At 49.0% G+C, this 17,031-nt stretch carries 21 protein-coding genes, 1 tRNA gene and 1 riboswitch; of the genes, 6 read left to right on the top strand and 16 right to left on the bottom strand.

Annotated features, from left to right (window positions below):
• Positions 1–745, bottom strand: a 745-nt coding sequence (locus tag VFK44_08860; GenBank protein ID HET7628481.1) for a ribonucleotide reductase N-terminal alpha domain-containing protein, incomplete at its 3' end; no start/stop codon positions are given.
• 318 nt (positions 746–1,063) lie between these two features.
• Here VFK44_08860 and VFK44_08855 point away from each other — a divergent pair.
• Complete coding sequence (locus tag VFK44_08855; protein ID HET7628480.1) at positions 1,064–1,435, top strand: rhodanese-like domain-containing protein; 372 nt, start codon at positions 1,064–1,066, stop codon at positions 1,433–1,435.
• A gap of 63 nt (positions 1,436–1,498) precedes the next feature.
• On the opposite strand, the gene gcvPB is transcribed toward VFK44_08855, so the two are convergent.
• From gcvPB to gcvT, 3 genes are read right to left on the bottom strand one after another with little or no spacing between them, the layout of a single operon-like run.
• Positions 1,499–2,992, bottom strand: coding sequence for an aminomethyl-transferring glycine dehydrogenase subunit GcvPB (gene gcvPB / locus VFK44_08850; protein ID HET7628479.1), 1,494 nt, complete (start codon positions 2,990–2,992; stop codon positions 1,499–1,501).
• On the bottom strand, positions 2,989–4,338 hold the full coding sequence (gene gcvPA, locus VFK44_08845; protein HET7628478.1) for an aminomethyl-transferring glycine dehydrogenase subunit GcvPA: 1,350 nt from the start codon (positions 4,336–4,338) through the stop codon (positions 2,989–2,991). Before gcvPA ends, gcvPB begins: the two co-directional genes overlap by 4 nt.
• A gap of 19 nt (positions 4,339–4,357) precedes the next feature.
• Positions 4,358–5,443, bottom strand: coding sequence for a glycine cleavage system aminomethyltransferase GcvT (gene gcvT / locus VFK44_08840; protein ID HET7628477.1), 1,086 nt, complete (start codon positions 5,441–5,443; stop codon positions 4,358–4,360).
• 88 nt (positions 5,444–5,531) lie between these two features.
• A riboswitch (glycine riboswitch) is annotated at positions 5,532–5,636 on the bottom strand.
• A gap of 114 nt (positions 5,637–5,750) precedes the next feature.
• On the opposite strand from gcvT, the gene VFK44_08835 reads away from it, so the two are divergent.
• Together VFK44_08835 and VFK44_08830 are read left to right on the top strand one after the other, a co-directional pair.
• Positions 5,751–7,430, top strand: coding sequence for an SNF2-related protein (locus VFK44_08835; protein HET7628476.1), 1,680 nt, complete (start codon positions 5,751–5,753; stop codon positions 7,428–7,430).
• Positions 7,417–8,220, top strand: a complete 804-nt coding sequence (locus VFK44_08830; GenBank protein ID HET7628475.1) for a YqhG family protein — start codon at positions 7,417–7,419, stop codon at positions 8,218–8,220. The genes VFK44_08835 and VFK44_08830 overlap by 14 nt, the downstream gene beginning before the upstream one ends.
• A gap of 19 nt (positions 8,221–8,239) precedes the next feature.
• Here VFK44_08830 and VFK44_08825 read toward each other — a convergent pair whose 3' ends face one another.
• The 9 genes from VFK44_08825 to comGA are packed head-to-tail and all read right to left on the bottom strand — an operon-like array spanning position 8,240 to position 12,921.
• Positions 8,240–8,425, bottom strand: coding sequence for a YqzE family protein (locus VFK44_08825; GenBank protein HET7628474.1), 186 nt, complete (start codon positions 8,423–8,425; stop codon positions 8,240–8,242).
• Positions 8,426–8,469: 44 nt separating this feature from the next.
• A complete protein-coding gene (locus VFK44_08820) occupies positions 8,470–8,976 on the bottom strand; it encodes a shikimate kinase (protein HET7628473.1) in 507 nt (168 codons plus the stop codon).
• Complete coding sequence (comGG, locus tag VFK44_08815) at positions 8,973–9,371, bottom strand: competence type IV pilus minor pilin ComGG (GenBank protein ID HET7628472.1); 399 nt, start codon at positions 9,369–9,371, stop codon at positions 8,973–8,975. Before comGG ends, VFK44_08820 begins: the two co-directional genes overlap by 4 nt.
• Positions 9,337–9,774, bottom strand: coding sequence for a ComGF family competence protein (locus VFK44_08810; protein HET7628471.1), 438 nt, complete (start codon positions 9,772–9,774; stop codon positions 9,337–9,339). Before VFK44_08810 ends, comGG begins: the two co-directional genes overlap by 35 nt.
• On the bottom strand, positions 9,726–10,088 hold the full coding sequence (locus VFK44_08805) for a type II secretion system protein (protein ID HET7628470.1): 363 nt from the start codon (positions 10,086–10,088) through the stop codon (positions 9,726–9,728). Before VFK44_08805 ends, VFK44_08810 begins: the two co-directional genes overlap by 49 nt.
• Positions 10,075–10,524, bottom strand: a complete 450-nt coding sequence (gene comGD, locus VFK44_08800; protein HET7628469.1) for a competence type IV pilus minor pilin ComGD — start codon at positions 10,522–10,524, stop codon at positions 10,075–10,077. The genes VFK44_08805 and comGD overlap by 14 nt, the downstream gene beginning before the upstream one ends.
• Positions 10,511–10,822: a competence type IV pilus major pilin ComGC gene (gene comGC / locus VFK44_08795; GenBank protein ID HET7628468.1), complete on the bottom strand. Its 312-nt coding sequence runs from the start codon at positions 10,820–10,822 to the stop codon at positions 10,511–10,513. The genes comGD and comGC overlap by 14 nt, the downstream gene beginning before the upstream one ends.
• A 19-nt stretch (positions 10,823–10,841) precedes the next feature.
• Entirely contained in the window at positions 10,842–11,891 is a 1,050-nt protein-coding gene (gene comGB, locus VFK44_08790) for a competence type IV pilus assembly protein ComGB (GenBank protein HET7628467.1), read from the bottom strand.
• Positions 11,836–12,921, bottom strand: a complete 1,086-nt coding sequence (gene comGA, locus VFK44_08785; GenBank protein ID HET7628466.1) for a competence type IV pilus ATPase ComGA — start codon at positions 12,919–12,921, stop codon at positions 11,836–11,838. The genes comGB and comGA overlap by 56 nt, the downstream gene beginning before the upstream one ends.
• A gap of 138 nt (positions 12,922–13,059) precedes the next feature.
• Here comGA and VFK44_08780 point away from each other — a divergent pair.
• Together VFK44_08780 and VFK44_08775 are read left to right on the top strand one after the other, a co-directional pair.
• A tRNA-Gln gene (locus VFK44_08780) sits at positions 13,060–13,131 on the top strand.
• Positions 13,132–13,295: 164 nt separating this feature from the next.
• The gene (locus VFK44_08775) at positions 13,296–13,541 is read left to right on the top strand and encodes a DUF2626 domain-containing protein (protein HET7628465.1); all 246 of its coding nucleotides are present in this window, start codon (positions 13,296–13,298) and stop codon (positions 13,539–13,541) included.
• 40 nt (positions 13,542–13,581) lie between these two features.
• Here VFK44_08775 and VFK44_08770 read toward each other — a convergent pair whose 3' ends face one another.
• Together VFK44_08770 and VFK44_08765 are read right to left on the bottom strand one after the other, a co-directional pair.
• Positions 13,582–14,667, bottom strand: a complete 1,086-nt coding sequence (locus VFK44_08770) for an SAM-dependent methyltransferase (protein HET7628464.1) — start codon at positions 14,665–14,667, stop codon at positions 13,582–13,584.
• Between the two features lie 19 nt (positions 14,668–14,686).
• Positions 14,687–15,310 (bottom strand): MBL fold metallo-hydrolase, encoded by a 624-nt coding sequence (locus VFK44_08765; GenBank protein ID HET7628463.1) that lies wholly within the window; start codon positions 15,308–15,310, stop codon positions 14,687–14,689.
• A gap of 193 nt (positions 15,311–15,503) precedes the next feature.
• On the opposite strand from VFK44_08765, the gene VFK44_08760 reads away from it, so the two are divergent.
• Positions 15,504–15,689, top strand: a complete 186-nt coding sequence (locus VFK44_08760; GenBank protein ID HET7628462.1) for a DUF2759 domain-containing protein — start codon at positions 15,504–15,506, stop codon at positions 15,687–15,689.
• 46 nt (positions 15,690–15,735) lie between these two features.
• On the opposite strand, the gene VFK44_08755 is transcribed toward VFK44_08760, so the two are convergent.
• Positions 15,736–16,926 carry a M14 family metallopeptidase gene (locus VFK44_08755; protein ID HET7628461.1) on the bottom strand — a complete coding sequence of 397 codons (1,191 nt, stop codon included), beginning with the start codon at positions 16,924–16,926 and terminating at the stop codon, positions 15,736–15,738.
• Positions 16,927–17,031: the final 105 nt, after the last annotated feature.

Raw genomic sequence — 17,031 nt, 5'->3', positions numbered from 1 at the left:
TGTCATCGAGCCAGGAAACCGAGCCGGAAGATTTCCCGTTGACGCCGCGCGCCAACGTATTTTTCGGGCGAAGCGTGGAACCGTTCGTTCCGACGCCGCCGCCTCGGCTCATGATCTCCATCACCTTTTTCCGGTGCTCGGATATGCCTTCGCGGGAATCTTGCACAAACGGCATGACGTAGCAGTTGAAATACGTAACTTGCGTGCCGGAACCCGCGCCGTACAACACTCTTCCAGCAGGCACGAAGTTCATCGTCGACAACTCGTGATAAAAGTGATCATATGCTTGACGCCGCTTTTCCTCGGTCGTTTCAACGGAAGCCAAACCGGTCGCATTCCGTTTCGCGACTTGCTCATAATACACTTCCAACGGTTTGTCGATCACATCAAGACCTCTCGTCACAACCCCGCTTGCCGCTTCCTGCGGATTGTCGATCGCATGACGATATTCCTCGAGCACTTGAATCTTTGCCTGGCTCTGCTCCCAATGGATTTCCTTTACGAATCCGAGACCACGCGCCGGAAATTTCGGATCCTCCTTCACAGTAAGCACGACAAAATCGCCGGCCTTCAACGTCCGTTTTTCCGTATCCTTGAATGAATAGCGGTCCAGCATGACGAGCCGCGAAACCCCTTTATGTGTAATGTGCATGTCCTCGGTGACGGGGTGCACTTGCGGAAATTCCTCAATGTCCTTGTTTAGTTGAGCAATGTCGATTTGCCCCGAAGCAAGAGTCGTTTCCACATGAATCTCCTCCCTCTTTGACGAATTTGATATGTACGTCGTTGATCCGATCATATCACAATATATTGTGTGCTGTCTACAAAAAATAACACTATATATTGTATATTCGAGCAAACATTCGTATGGTTGTCAACTATAAAAACGGGCGATATCCTTCGTTTTTCAATGAAAACGTGAGAAATGATGCCGCAACCGACGTTTTTTCGACAAATTTAACAGTTGCATTCAATCATTTGCTAAGGATGAGAGAAGAATGATTGATTCTTCTCTGCTGCGCTTTTATAATCGATACTAGCAGACAAGTTAGGGGTGGAACGGATGTATTTTGTTCTCGGAGTGTTGGCGGCTTTATTGGCCTACTTCATCGTCAGGCAACTCATGCAAAAAAAATATTTAACGACATTGGAAGAAGAAGCGTTCAAACAAGGGTACCGGAAGTCGCAGCTCATCGACGTGCGGGAACCGGACGAATTTAAGAACGGACACATTCTCGGCGCCAGAAACTTGCCGATGTCTCAACTTCGCATGCGCTACAAGGAACTTCGCAAAGACAAGCCGGTTTATTTGTACGATCAAAACGGCGTACGCAGCGCGAGGACGGCCGCATTTTTGAAAAAGAAGGGCTATACCGACCTGTATCAGTTGAAAGGCGGATTCAAAAAATGGAGCGGCAAAGTGAAAAAAGGATAAAAGTAAAGTGACCTCCGAAAAAGGATGAAGATTCGGGGGTCACTTTTTTCATGCAAACGATCATTACGCTTCATAGCGCAAAATCGGATTCCGCGCGGCGCTCGTTTCGTCAAGACGGCTCACTTTCGTGTGATGAGGGGCTTCTTGGACGATTTCAGGGTGGTTTTCAACTTCCTCCGCGATTTGAATCATCGCGTCAATGAACGAATCAAGAGTTTCTTTCGACTCCGTCTCCGTCGGCTCGATCATCATGCATTCATCGACGATCGTCGGGAAATAAATCGTCGGCGGATGAAAGCCGAAATCAAGCAGCCGTTTCGCCATGTCGAGTGTACGTACCCCGAGCTTCTTCTGGCGTTTGCCGGACAAGACAAATTCATGTTTGCAATGACGGGCAAAAGGCAAGTCAAAATACGGCTCAAGACGGCGCATCATATAGTTGGCGTTCAACACTGCGTATTCGGAAACTTTGCGCAACCCTTCTTCGCCCATCGTACGGATGTACGTGTACGCACGCACGTTGATACCGAAGTTACCGAAATACGGCTTTACGCGACCGATCGATTGCGGGCGGTCGTAATCGAGATGATAGCTTTCATCGGCCTTCACGAGTACCGGTTTCGGCAAAAATGGGACGAGATCCGACTTCACGCCGACAGGGCCGGAACCGGGGCCGCCGCCGCCGTGCGGACCGGTAAACGTTTTATGCAAATTCAAGTGAACAACGTCGAAACCCATGTCGCCGGGACGGGTCACACCCATGATTGCGTTCATGTTCGCCCCGTCGTAATACAGCTTTCCTCCGGCCTCGTGAATGATTTCCGCCACTTCGAGTATGTCTTCCTCGAACAACCCGAGTGTGTTCGGGTTCGTCAACATCAACGCCGCCGTGTCGTCGCCAACGACCCGCCTCAAATCTTCCACGTCAACGCTCCCTTTTTCGTTCGACTTCACGGTAATCGCTTCAAAACCGGCAACCGTCGCCGAGGCCGGATTCGTTCCGTGGGCCGAATCCGGAACGATGACCTTCGTCCGGTTGTAATCGCCGTTCGCTTCATGGTAAGCGCGAATCATCATCAAACCGGTCCATTCACCGTGCGCCCCTGCAGCAGGCTGCAATGTAACCGTGTCCATCCCGGTAATTTTTTCAAGATTCGTTTGCAACCGGTACATCATTTCCAATGCCCCTTGCACCGTCTCCTCATCTTGTTCCGGATGAATGTGAGCAAAACCGGGCAGGCGGGCGATATTTTCATTGATTTTCGGATTGTATTTCATCGTGCACGAACCGAGCGGGTAAAAGCCGGAATCGACACCATAGTTCCGATTCGACAATGCTGTATAATGACGCATGATTTGCAGTTCGGAAACTTCCGGAAGCTTCGGTTCTTCTGTTCGGAGATATTCCGCCGGAAGGACTGAAGCCAGATCTTCCTCCGGCACATCAAGCTCAGGCAAACTGAATCCGATTCTTCCGTCACGGCTGTATTCAAAAATCAACGGCTGATCTTTGATTTCCGTCTGTTCCCGCATTTCCGTTTCATTTTGAACGGTCATTTCAATCCCCCCAATGCGTCGACCAATTGATCGATCTCTTCTTTCGTCCGCACTTCCGTAAAGGCCAACAGCATTTCATGGCTTCGTTCACGAGCGACTCGTCCGAGATCATAGCCTCCGATGATGCCTTCGGCAAGCAAATGGCGGTTTGCCTCCTTGGCCGGAATCGGCAATTTAACGACAAGTTCGTTAAAAAACGGTCCGTCATACACGACAGCAATGCCTTTTTCCGCTAACGCATTTTTCGCATACTGCGCTTTTTGAATGTTTTGGTACGCCATTTCCTTCACACCTTGCTTCCCAAGCGCACTCATCGCCACCGAAGAAGCTAAAGCGTTCAGCGCCTGGTTCGAGCAAATGTTCGAAGTCGCTTTGTCGCGGCGAATGTGCTGCTCGCGCGTTTGCAGCGTCATGACGAACCCGCGTTCTCCGCGCTCATCGGTCGTTTGCCCGACGAGTCGTCCCGGTACGCGGCGCGTATGCTTCTTCTTCGTTGCGAAATACCCGCAGTGGGGGCCGCCGAACGATTCAGGAATGCCGAACGGCTGCGTGTCGCCGACAACGATGTCCGCACCGAAATGGCCCGGAGGCGTGAGCACGCCGAGCGAAAGCGGGTTGCTGGAGACGACGAACATTGCCTTTTTCGTCCCGTGTGTGACCGCTTCGAGCGCTTTCAACGGCTCAATTTGACCGTAAAAGTTCGGGTATTGCGTAATGACGCAAGCGGTGTCGTCGTCAACAACTTTTTCCAACGCGTCGAGGTCAGTGATCCCGTTTGCCATAGGCACTTCAATGACTTCGAGGTTTTGGCCTTTTGCATACGTATGCAATACGTCACGCGCTTGCGGATGAACGGTTTCGGAAACAACAATTTTCGTTTTCCGCGTCGTGCCGACACTTAAGATTGCCGCTTCGGAAAGCGCGGTGTGGCCGTCATACATCGAAGAATTGGCGACATCCATCCCGGTCAGCTCGCAAATCATCGTCTGGAATTCAAAGATCGCTTGCAGTTCGCCTTGCGAAATTTCTGGCTGGTAAGGCGTATAGGCCGTATAAAATTCCGACCGCGAAATGACGTGATCGACGATCGATGGAATATAATGGTCGTACACGCCTGCGCCGAGAAAGGAAACGTATTCCTCGGTATTGGCGTTTTTACCGGCGAGGCTCGACATGAACCTCATCAGTTTCGGCTCCGCTAACGCTTCCTCCACATCAAGCTTGCCGCGAAACCGCACGTTTTCGGGAATGTCCGAAAACAGTTCTGCCGCCGCTGATATTCCGATTGTGTCGAGCATTTCTTTTTCATCTTGCTCGGTCATCGGCAAATAACGAAATTTACTCATCCGTTCTCTCCCCTTTGCCCTAACGTTTATAAAAAGGTGTTGGCACTACTTTTGCACGCAAACGTTTTTTGCGGACTTGCACATCTACTTCTGTGTCGAGCGCGGCAAATTCACGATTCACGAGCGCCAATCCAACGTTCTTTTTCAACGTCGGCGATTGCGTTCCTGTTGTCACTTCTCCGATTTTTTCCCCGCCGCTGAACACTTCGTATCCGGTGCGCGGGATGCCTTTCTCGATCATCTCAAGCCCGACGAGCTTACGCGGCGCGCCTTCTTCTTTTTGCCTTTTCAATACTTCTTTTCCGATGAAATCTTCCGCTTTGTCTGTCTTGACAGCAAACCCGATTCCGGCCTCAATCGGCGTAATGTCTGCCGACAATTCTTGCCCGTACAGCGGCAATTTTGCTTCAAATCGAAGTGTATCGCGGGCACCGAGCCCGCACGGCAAAAGATTCACCGATTCGCCGGCTTTCATGATCGCTTCCCACAGGGCTGCTGCATCACCGGAATCGCAATAAATTTCAAATCCGTCCTCCCCGGTATACCCGGTACGCGAAACAAGTGCGGCAATCCCATCGATTCGCACACCGTCACGGAAACGGAAAAACTTGATCTCACTTAAATCGGTATCGGTCAACGTTTGCAATACTTGCTCCGCTTTCGGACCTTGAATCGCAAGTTGTGCGACTTGATCCGAAATATTGCGAACTTCGACGTTGCCTTTCACATGAGATTGGATCCACTGAAAATCGCTGTCGCTGTTCGCCGAGTTGATGACGAGTAAATAGTCGTTCTCGTCTTTTTGATAGACGATCAAATCATCCACCGTACCGCCGTCCTCATAACACATCGCCGAATATTGAGCTCTACCCGGGTTCAGCTTTGAAACGTCATTCGTTACCAAATGCTGCAAGAAGTCCAATGCATCTTCACCGCTTACCGTGACTTCCCCCATATGTGAGACGTCAAACAGTCCCGCTCTCGTACGAACGGCTTCATGTTCTTCTTGAATTTTTGAAAATTGCACAGGCATCGCCCACCCATGAAAATCGACGATTTTCGCTCCATGCTTCTCATACACGTCATATAACGGTGTTTTCTTCATTCTGTCCCCTCCCAATTCTCTCATATTAAAAAAAGACAGAAGAAACACGTAAGTGTTCCTCTGTCATGAACGGATGCTTTCAGAGGTGCGTCCAATGAAGGTCTGTTTGCCTGAGAGATTCACATGCCGCTTGCTCCTTCGGCGCCCGTCCAGACCACATTTGCGTCCGTCGGGACTCTCCCCCCATTGTCATTCGCGAATGTTCAGCTGTGTTCATAAATGTGCGAGCCTTTACTCATACTACTTAATATTATCCTACCATTGCTCTGGGCACCTTGGCAAATGATTTCGGAAAGGAGCGATCTCTTTGAACGTTCATATAAATGTTGACGATTCCTGGCATGACGACTTCTTGCGCAAGATCGATGAAGACGGTCCGTGGGCCGACCCGCGTATGGCCAAATTGGCATGGGCCGCGGAGAACCAACTGGCGATTCCCGAATTTTCCGGGTTGCAAGCCCCGAACCATTTGCCGGACTTGGAACTATTGCCGCATCAACTGGAAACAGCAAGAACGGCCATCGAGAAAATGAATGGAAAAGCCATTCTCGCCGACGAAGTGGGGCTCGGGAAAACGATTGAAGCCGGATTGATCATTAAAGAATACATGATTCGCGGATTGGCAACCAAAGTATTGATCCTTACGCCTGCCTCTCTTGTGTCGCAATGGACCGAAGAATTGAACGACAAATTTCTCATTCCAGCCGTCCCGCAAAAAAAATCGTATGTTTGGAAGCACTGCGACGTCGTCGTGTCATCACTTGATACGGCAAAACGCAAGCCGCACTGCGATCTCATCCGCGAACAAAACTACGACATTATTGTCATCGATGAAGCCCATAAATTGAAAAACCGAAACACGAAAAATTATGCGTTTGTCCGCTCGCTGCAAAAGCGGTTTTGTTTGCTTGTCACCGCAACCCCCGTGCAAAACAAGCCGGAAGAAATCTTTCATTTGATTTCTTTGCTCAAACCCGGTCACCTTGGCAGCTCCGAATCGTTTGAAGAAAACTTTGCGGCTGGCGGGCGAAACTTAAAGAACGAAGAAAAACTTCGGAAGCTTGTTGACAAAGTGATGATTCGCAATCGTCGCGGCGACACGGGATTGCCGTGGCCGAAACGAATTGTGAAATCAGTGAAAATTACGCTGAACGAGCAGGAACGCGAATTGTACGATTCCGTATTCGCCTTTCGCGACTTAGGGGGAGCGGCTGCGATTCATGCATTTTCAATGCTGACGCTGCAAAGAGAAATTTGTTCGAGCCGGGAAGCCGCATTGTTAACTTTGCAAAAAATGTACCGCCGTGACGACTTTCCCGACGAAGCGAAACAAGTGATCGAACAAATGGCGGCCAAAGTAGAAGCGGTCAAAGTTAATTCAAAGGCGGAAAAAGCCGTCGAGCTGATCAAAGAAATTGACGACAAAGTCATCTTGTTCACGGAATATCGAGCAACCCAGCTTTATTTGCAATGGTTTTTGAAACAGCACGGGATCTCAGCGGTTCCATTCCGAGGCGGGTTTAAACGAAGCAAAAAAGATTGGATGAAACAACTGTTCAAAAATCAAGCACAAGTGCTGATCGCTACTGAAGCCGGCGGTGAAGGGATCAACTTGCAGTTTTGCCGGCATATCATCAATTACGATCTCCCGTGGAACCCGATGCGAATCGAGCAAAGAATCGGACGGATTCACCGGATCGGCCAGGAGCGTGACGTAACAATTTACAATTTCGCGACCGAAAACACGATCGAAGAACATATCTTGAACTTGTTGTATGAAAAAATTCAACTGTTCGAAAACGTCGTCGGCGAGATTGACGAGATTTTAACCAAACTCGATTTAAAAAATATTGACGAGCACGTGAAGGAAATCCTCGCGCATTCCGAAAGCGATGGAGAAATCAAAGTGAAAATGAACAATTTGACGTCACTGATCGAATTCGAGCAAACCATGAGAAAGGAGAATCGTTCCGATGGAACAGCGTGACATCCATGACTATTTAGAAAAGTTCTTTCGCGCGAGCGGTTGCGAACTATTGGAGAACGACGGAAAATCGTTGAACGTGCAGTTGACCGTCGATATGGATAAACGATTAATGAATCGTCCGTTTTATTGGAAGTACGTCGAAAATACGGGGATGGACGGCGAGCCGCTTTCCTTGCGGCTGATCACCGACCCGGAACGTGCAAAAGCGGAAAAAGGCGAATTCATCCATTTCGGTTCGCCCCGCCTTCATCAAATCTTTCGGACCGCCAAACAGCTCGGTTCATTCGTTCGCTTGTATGAACAGGTGGAAACCGGCGAGCACCGCTCCGTTCCCCTTGACCCGTGGCTGTTATTGAACTTAAAAATTTCCTACCAATGCGACCGAAAAAAGGATCGTCTCGAATCCTACGGCCTTCATCTCATAAACGGGCAGTTGCTCGAATCGATGCAAGAACGGCTTGATGCCGTTTCACTAACGCCAAAAATCCCCGATTATTGCTTTACGATTTCACCGATCATCAAACCGAACAGCGGGTTGAAACGGGTGGAACAGAAAATCCAATCGATGATCGCCGCAGAAAACGATGACTGGGCGGAAGAAGCGCGCCGCCGTTGGGCAGAAGACTTTGCTCTGTTGAAGGAATTTTACGAAACTCGAAACGAAGACGATGAAGAACGAGAATGGTACGAAAAAGAACAACAGGCGTTAAAAAACCAATACGAGCCGAAAGTGGACATCTCTTTAATCAACGCCGGACTTGTGTATTTAACGAAAAGACGCATGCAATGAAAAAAGGTTTCGCCAGGAATCAACTCCTGCGAAACCTTCTGAGAAAGAAAGCGACCGCATACGGCAACAAGCCGAACCAGCGGTTGGCAAACGGCGGCCGAGCCGTCTTTTTTTGCGCACGGCGCTGTTTTCGTTCCGTTTTCGGCTGCTTGTAATGTTTCATCATTTGCTCGGTAATGTACCGGACCAAATCATCGGATGACATGCTGCTCACCTGCCGTATCTCATGATTTGTTCCTAGTATGGCCCTTATTCGCTTCGCGTAATCAAGCGCGCGCAACATCGGCGAACAATCGTCTCCACCGATGCACCGGTCGTGTCGATTTCCAAATCACATTGTTCGTACAGCGGCAGCCTGTCCGCATACATCCGTTGAACACTCTCCATGTCTTTTCCACGCAGCAACGGCCGGTCTTGATCGTTCGCCAACCGCCTCATGATTTCCTCCGCCGTACAACGCAAATGGACAACCGTCCCCCTTTTTTTCATGAATTCGCGGTTTTCCCTGCTTAATACGATGCCTCCCCCTGTCGTTATGACCGTATTTTCCTTCGTCACCGCCTTCAATGCCTGCGTTTCCAACCGGCGAAAGCCCGTTTCCCCTTGTTCAGCAAATATTTCCTTGATTCGTCGACCGGTCATCTTTTCAATGTAAGTGTCCGTATCGACGACCGGTAGGCCGAGTTCGGCTGCGAGCGCTTTTCCGACCGTTGTTTTGCCGCTTCCCATGAAACCTGTTAAATAGACCGGATTCATTCACCCTCGATCCCCTTCCACGCCATGATTTTGTCGTTTATTTTATCATATTGGAAACGAATCGTTCGGCTTTCCCCTTTCTTCGTTTCGGCGCGCAAGGTTACGCGGCTCGTGTCACCCCTGTTCTCAATCTTCATGCTCACACTTCCCGTTTTATAGGTGAACTGCAGATGATCGTGATTTCTTTCAACTGCGGCCGCGAAGTCGGCGATTCCGCTTTCGATTAACAACGAAAGCCGCAAGGAATTTTCCTTTTCGCGCAAGAAGCGTTTGTCTGCATCGTACATGTGCCATTGAAACAAGGCGTAACCGGTCAAAAGCAGTGCGACAACCATCGTCAACGGCAACACAAAGCCTTTCTCACTTCGCCTGAGATGCGTAAGACAAAAAGACATGACTCACTTTCCTCCCTTTCGTCCCTTCAACGACGATCGAAACCCCTTTGCCAACTCTCGCAAACCGCACGTCCCGCACGTGTTGAAGCAGCCAAACGCTCCCGCGTCCGTTCACTTTTCGCACCAGCTTCCCGTTTTTGAATACGTAGCCGACGACCGTCCCGTCCCGCATGCGCAAATCGAGCCGTTTGCCGCCGATGGCGATCGCATCGGCCGTAAGAATCTCCGTTTTCACTTGTTGAAAAAACAAGACCGTTTCCCACTCGTTCATGGAATCATTTGCCGCCGGAAGGTCTACCGCTTTCAATACGAGCGGAAATAGGCCGAGGATGAGCGTTAAAGCCGCCAAGGCGATCATCGATTCAACGAGCGTAAAGCCGGATTCATTTTTGCCGATCCGCATGATTCATACCTTCTTTCATTGCTTGCTTTCCAACGGATGCAAACCGTAAGAGCGTTGCCGTTATCGATGCCGTTCGAGTGAACATGATACATCACGGAACCCCTTTTAATGTCGTGATGCTTCTTGATTTTTCCGATCAACAGCCAGCGATGCAGCTCATTTTCCAATAGATTTAACGCTCTCGCTTTTTCATGCGCCGCCGCCCGCTCTTCATACAGCTTGGTGACCACCGGAATTGTTCCAGCAACGACGATCGTCAATACAAACAATGCTGCCATCGTCTCGACAAGGGAAAATCCATTACCCTTTTTCAACATAAAATCTCCCTTTTCCGATGTGGAAAACGATTTTGTAACGGTTTCCGCCAGCGGCGATCTTCAACGTTCCGAATCTGGCGATGTTTCCGTCGCCGTGAAAGGTAATCGTGTAACCGAAGTTGCTCGTCACTTCGAGGTGAGCATCATAGCTTCTCTCGAAAAGGACGGTTTCGTCCCGTGCCGTCAAAGCGTATTCATGTTCCCGCCGGTGAATCACGAAATGTACGGATTCCCCGCGAGCTATCGCCGTTTCCTGAGCCAAGTAAAGATCTTGCACGATCTGATGAAGCTCGTACGCTGTTTCGCGTGAGGCATGGAAAGTGCGGAACGAAGCGTGAACGATCGAAGTGACCGAAACGATCACGAACAAGACGATGAGCATTTCCACCATCGTAAATCCGTTCTCACGGGATAGCTCTTTATTGCGAAGCATCTACATCACGCATCACCCGTCCGTCCACGAGCCGCAATTCCGCATCAGGACAACGCACCTTGTCCACATAACCTTCCTCTTTTAATGCCGTCAATGAATTCGGCATAGTCCCGCCATGTTCGACCGCGTACGTCTCTACTTCACTCTGCAGCAAATGAATTGTCGATTCGCATGTCTTTTCTTTTACAACATTGTTGCTTTTCACCATGTTCGGAATCGCGATCATCAGCAATACCGAGATGATCATCAAAACGATCATCATTTCAATCAATGTAAATCCCTGTTCGTTCTTTAACACTCTTAGATCCCTCCTTTAATTACATCGCGTCGAGCAAATGAAAGATCGGCAGCAAAATCGATACGTACATGACAAGTACGACAATACCGACACCGGCAAACAACAGCGGCTGCAACACGCCCATCGCCCGCGCCATTCGCGTTTCGATCAAAGTCATCAACAGTCGGCCGTACGCAAACAGTTCGCGAGGCAAGTCGCCGTTCCGCTGCCCAAATGCAATGATCTGGGATAGCTCCGGCACATAAAAACGGTTTTTTCGTAAAACGTCCTTCAATTCTTGACCGTCACGCAAGGAGGCTTTCATGTTCGTCGCTTCTTGTTGAAAGAAAAGAAGATGGTGTTGGTTTTCAAACACTGACAACGCTTCATAAATCGACAATCCTCCCTTGAGCAGATGACCGAGCTGCACGCAAAAGTATTGTGAGACAACGAGCGGAATCCACTGTTTCAATAACGGTACGCGGCCGAGAAAAGTCAGTTGGGCATGCGGGTGTAACTTGCGGAAATGCGTCCAATAATAAAGAAGTAAAAAACAAGCGAGGAGACATGCGAAGATGAGTAAGGTCGGGAGCGTATGGATGAACGATAAAAACGAGCGGGTAAGCCATGGAAGTTCGACGTCAAGGGAACCGTAAATCGAATCGAATTGCGGGAACAAAAATTGCATCATGAACACAATAAGCAGGCCGACCATCCATAGTAAAAACAGCGGATAGCGGACAAGACGGAAAAACCGCTTCTTCGTTTCGCACCGGCGGATCATTAGTGTGCCGCTTTCCTTTAAAGCGAAAGCCAAGTCCCCGTATTGTTCGGAAAAAAACAAATACCCAAGAACGTCTTTCGGAAAACCATTGTCCTCCAGCACTTCATGGAACGACTCCCCTTGTTTCAACTGTTGCGCAACTTCAGCCAAAATGGAGCGAACGTGTTCCGGTTGATGGTAGGTCAAAAATGTGATCCCTTCGGACAATGTGTAGCCTTGTTCCAACAACTTGCCGAGCCGCTGCAAAAATTCAGCCTTGCCATGATACGTCCACCGTCTTCGTTTCAGAAAGTACTTGTTCAGCAAGAAAACCGTAAGCGACCCCCTTTTTGATTTCATCGCGAAGCGATGTGATTTTCGGACGCGCGGGTGACTGATCTCCGTTCGTCAAGGAAGAGACCCATTGTTTCAACGGATGTCCCGATAAAATTTCATACACCCCAAGCCTCGTCCGTTTTCTGCGGGAAAAACAAGAAGGGTGGCAATTCGGTCCGCAAAATGGGCATAACAAAGATACGAGCCGCTGAGCGACGACGGCGTTCAACGATTGTTGTAAAAACGACAGCGGGATGCCGAACTCCAACAGACGATAAACCGCTCCCCATGAATCGGTTGTATGCATCGTAGTCAGGACGAGGTGGCCGGTCATTGCTGCACGCACCGCGATTTTCGCCGTTTCCTCATGACGTATTTCACCGATCATGATTACGTCCGGATCATGCCGAAGGATCGCTTTCAAACCTTCTGCGTAAGTCAATCCCGCCTTTTCGTTCACTTCCATTTGAATATAATTGTCATTCTTCACCTCAACCGGGTCTTCGATCGTGATCACCTTCGGGGCATATTTCTGTTCAAGCTCGGAAAGTAACGCATACAGCAAAGTTGTTTTTCCAGATCCGGTCGGTCCAGTGAGCAGCACAAGACCTTCAAGCGGAAACAGCAATGAGATAAGTTTGTCATACGATCGCGGGAACAAGGCAAGTTCATGCAAAGAAAGGGTTTGTTGTTGCGGCAAGAGGCGAATCACGAGGCTTTCGTGATATGGAGTGGGCAATGTAGAGAGACGAAGATTGACGAAGTTATCGAGGATTCGCACATCGAGGGAAGCATTTTGCGGCTTTCGTTTCTCGCCAATGTCCATACCGGCAAGAAATTTCAAGTGAGAAATCCATTTCTCATAAAATCGGTTCGGCACACGTTCGACATTGATAAGTTTTGCATTCAACCTTAAGCGGACGAGGGTGTCCTTAGCGCGAGGATGAAAGTGAATGTCAGAGGCTCCAAGGGCAGCGGCATTGACAAACAGATTTCGGCTTTTTACTTCAACATCATTCAATCATGAACCACATCCTTCCTTTTTTCATCTTCCCGACTATTGTTTATTTCGCCATCGTTTTACAATTTCCTGCTGTCATTTGTCATTTCGTCGTATATTTTACAAAACCTGCGTTCATACTACGTATTGTAGGTTCGATGGGATGTAGCCAAGTGGTAAGGCACCGGACTTTGACTCCGTTATGCGTAGGTTCGAATCCTGCCATCCCAGTTCCAGCGCGAACCGCGCTGTTTTATGAAAAAGCCCGCCTTCGAGGCGGGCTTTTTCGAAAGGTTGCGCCGCATACGGGTAAAAACATTTACAATGAAATTGCTCTCGTATATAATGACAATGAGATTGGCGTACATATACATCGTGATGAAGGAGGGAACACTATGCCGCGCATGTTTCGCGTTCTCGCATTTTGGACGCTTGTTTTCGCAATCATGTTGAACGTTGGCGGAATGTTTGACGCCGCATTGTTGTTTTACGGGCAAACGGTCATCTTTTATTGTTTAGGACTTTTAAATTTATCCGAACGCACTTACCTGTATATTTTTGGCGCGTATTTGACCTTGTTTTTCATTGGTTTCACGTACTGGACCACGTTCGTCATGGTCCCCGGCGGAAGCCCTCAATAAACGTTTTACATCGACCCGCGGCGGTGGCCCCGGGTTTTTTTTATTCCTTTTTCTTATGCAGAAGCACCGAAAACGCATGCCCCATTCCCGCTTCCGAAATCAGGTTGAAAACGGCACGATTTTGTTTGCGGGCGTCAGAAAAAGGATCAGTGTCCTCCGGTTGTCTTAAGTGAGACCTAATCCCGTTTTTCAATAAAAATTGCCTTTGGGTTCCACTCCACACGGACATCATATCACGATCGGACATTATTTTCCGATAAGCGTCAAGCGGCACGTGGAATGTCAAATCCATGTTTCCGGGATGGGCAAGCACGTCGCCAATCAGCTGGTGCCGGTAATATCCTCTCAATGTTCCTCTGCGCCGCGAGGGGTGTTTCGCTTCTTTTTCCGTGAACCCGTAATCGAATGTAAGGACGAGTCCCCGCTTGAGACTTGCGGTGATTTGATCCAACACTTCCGTCATCGCGATCGGAATTTCGATTCTTTGCCCTTTTTCCGGAAGATACCCGTATCGATCGATCCAATCGACAACCGTTGGATCCGTTAGTGGAACGACTGTTTCACACAATTTCCCGTATTCGTTGATCGTCACCGCAATCTCTTTCAGCGCTTCGCCGTCATTTTCGACCACTCGCACGGGCAGCGCATCAAAAAATTCATTGGATAAAAAAATCCCGTCGAACGCACGGTGCTTTGCGACAAAAGCTTCGAGGCTGTCAAAGACGACGAGCGGTCCGTCTCCAGGTATTCTTTTTTTTATGAGCTCGCGGTGATACGGGCTTCCTTCGATTACGTAATAATGTAAATCGGCAAAAGTTTCTCTGGACGTTGCCTGCCAATGTTCAATCACGGATGCCGCCAGCGTTCCGCCGCCTGCACCAAGTTCGCAGATCGACGGTTGGATCTGAAACCGGCTGCACCATTCGATAAAACATTCCGCGAGCACTTTGCCAAAGACGGGATGCATGGAAGCGCTTGTATAAAAATCACCCTGTCTCCCGATTTTTTCACCTGTTTTTCGATAATAACCTTCCGTTTCGTGATACAAAACCGTCTCCATGTAACGAGCCATGTCGATTCGATGCTCTGGTGAGCTTCGAATGAGTTGTTCGACGAGCTTTTTCAAGCGCGCCCCCTCCCGTCGTTTACAAAAACGGATTCATCCGTTTTTCCTTTCCAATGGTCGTTTCCGGACCGTGTCCTGAAGCAACCACCGTATCATCCGGCAAAGTTAGTAATTTTTCCGTGATGCTTTTCAACAACATTTGTTGGTCACCGCCATACAAGTCCGTTCGCCCGATGCTTCCAGCAAACAACGCATCACCGGAAAACACGATGCCGTGTTCCCGATCGTAATAGGAGACGCTCCCCGGAGAATGTCCCGGTGTCTCGAAAATCTCAAAGCGAAATGAGGCGATTTTCAACTCCCCTTCGTCGCGAATGAGTTCGTCTGCCGCTTCGGCAGTTACTTCCCCTAACGGAAAATACGCCGAACCATTTTTCTCCGGATCGCCTAGCCAATCAGCTTCCCGGCTATGCAAATAGACCGGTATCTGCCAACGGCGCCTGACGTCTTCCAAAGCCCCAATATGATCGAAATGAGCGTGCGTCAACAATACCGCCAACGGATTGAATTCATTTCGTTCGATATAATCAAACAGTTTTTCGCTTTCGGCACCCGGATCAAGGATCAAGGCATCACGCTTGTCGTTAGTGACCACATACGCGTTCGTTTGCACGGGGCCGAGCTCGAATCTCGTCCACTTCATCATCCTGCCTCCTTGACGTCGATTTCCTTTCCCCTTTCCATTTTAAGCGATGCGGCAGCCAAACGCCACACGGGCAGGAAAAACGATACAGATTCTCGACATTCGTGCAAAAAAAGTATAAAATAACGGTAGATCACGCACGATTTGGTTAAACTGAACTTATCACTTTCATTTTCAGCAAGGAGGACTACATATGGCACTCGGATTTATCTTTCTCGTCATTACGATTTTTGCTTTATTCGGCACGGTTCGTGAATTCAAACGAAGAAATCTGTTCGGAGGCGGATACGCTTTGCTTTCGTTTCTCGTATTCGGATGGTTTTCGGTAATGAGCATTTACGCTTCGATTTGGGGTAACGGCGCGGTCAGCGGCGAATAACGAAAGAATCAGGCGGTCGAACGCATTTCGACCGCCTGTTTTTATTTTACATATATAAGCTCGCCAAGAAAATTCCAAGGTTTTCTTGATAGATTTCAGCAAATTGACCGAGCGGGATCGGTTTCGGGCCGGTGCCCATTTCCACCGTAAATCCGGGACGTCGCCATTCTTGAATGAACCAATCTTTGTACCCGGCGTAACTGTCCACATATCGTACGGCACGGTAGCCGCTGACTCGTGAAAATTCATTTACGAGGACTCGCGATTCCGGAGGCTCATACCCGAGAAATCCCCAATATATCACTTCCCCTTGCGTGTGAAAAGCGAGCACCCGGTTGTAATTCCTTTCTCTCGTCAATCGCGCGATCGCTTGCGCTTCTGGTTCCGTTAACGGGGCCGTTCCCGGATAATTGGCCGGGGATGGCTGCTGTTCTCGCCTTCTCGCCTCTATGTACCAGCGAGCCGGGAATTGATCATTTAAATCAACGCCGTTGATATTGGCTTTCCATCCGGAAAAGTCTGTGCTGCCATTGTTAATTCTCAACACCTGGCTGCGATACGGTTCTTGATCAGGCAAACCGTGGATAACAAGATTCACCCCATCCGGATTCACCATCGGTACAACTGAAAGACTCGTTTCACTGTAAAACGGCGCCATGTATAAACCCCGGATCGTACCCCGATTCGTTAAGGCGATCAAGTACTCGTTGACAAACCTCATTAACATCGGGGTCGTCGTCCATTCATTCGCATGAAACGAACCATCGAAATGAACATTTTTCGGACCGTTTCCGATTCTCAGTTCCGCAATCTCTTTTCCCATAACACTGTTCCCCGCCCGGTTCCGCCGCAAAAATGGATAAATGTCCACCAAGCGATTGATATCCCGTGTAAGGGTTTCATAGTCATATTGTGTACGCCAGTTAACGACAAGATCCGTGACTCGGACTGGGATTCGGATGGTTTCTCCGACACGTAAACGAAGCGGGTCCATCCGGGGGTTGGCCCGCAACAGCGTTTCAAGCGACAACCGACGGCGTGTCGCGATTTCCCAAAACGTATCCCCCGATTTGATCGTGTAAGATTCCGTTATATAACCGGGAACGTCGATTTCCTTTCCAACGGCCAAACTTTGCGGATTAACGTTAGGATTCGAATCGATCAACAATTGCAGCGGGACATTAAACAGTTGGCTCACATACCATAACGTGTCCCCTCTTCTTATCGTGATTCTCACACTTTCCACCTCCATTACGGCATTTCTATATAAATATGTAACGGAGGCATTAAAGTATGAAAGAAAGAAAACTCGAGGGAACCCGGCCCTCGAGAATGGAATAAG

The sequence above is a fragment of the Bacillales bacterium genome (assembly GCA_035700025.1).
GTDB lineage: Bacteria > Bacillota > Bacilli > Bacillales > DASSOY01 > DASSOY01.
This window is presented reverse-complemented; position numbering and strand designations above follow the sequence as displayed.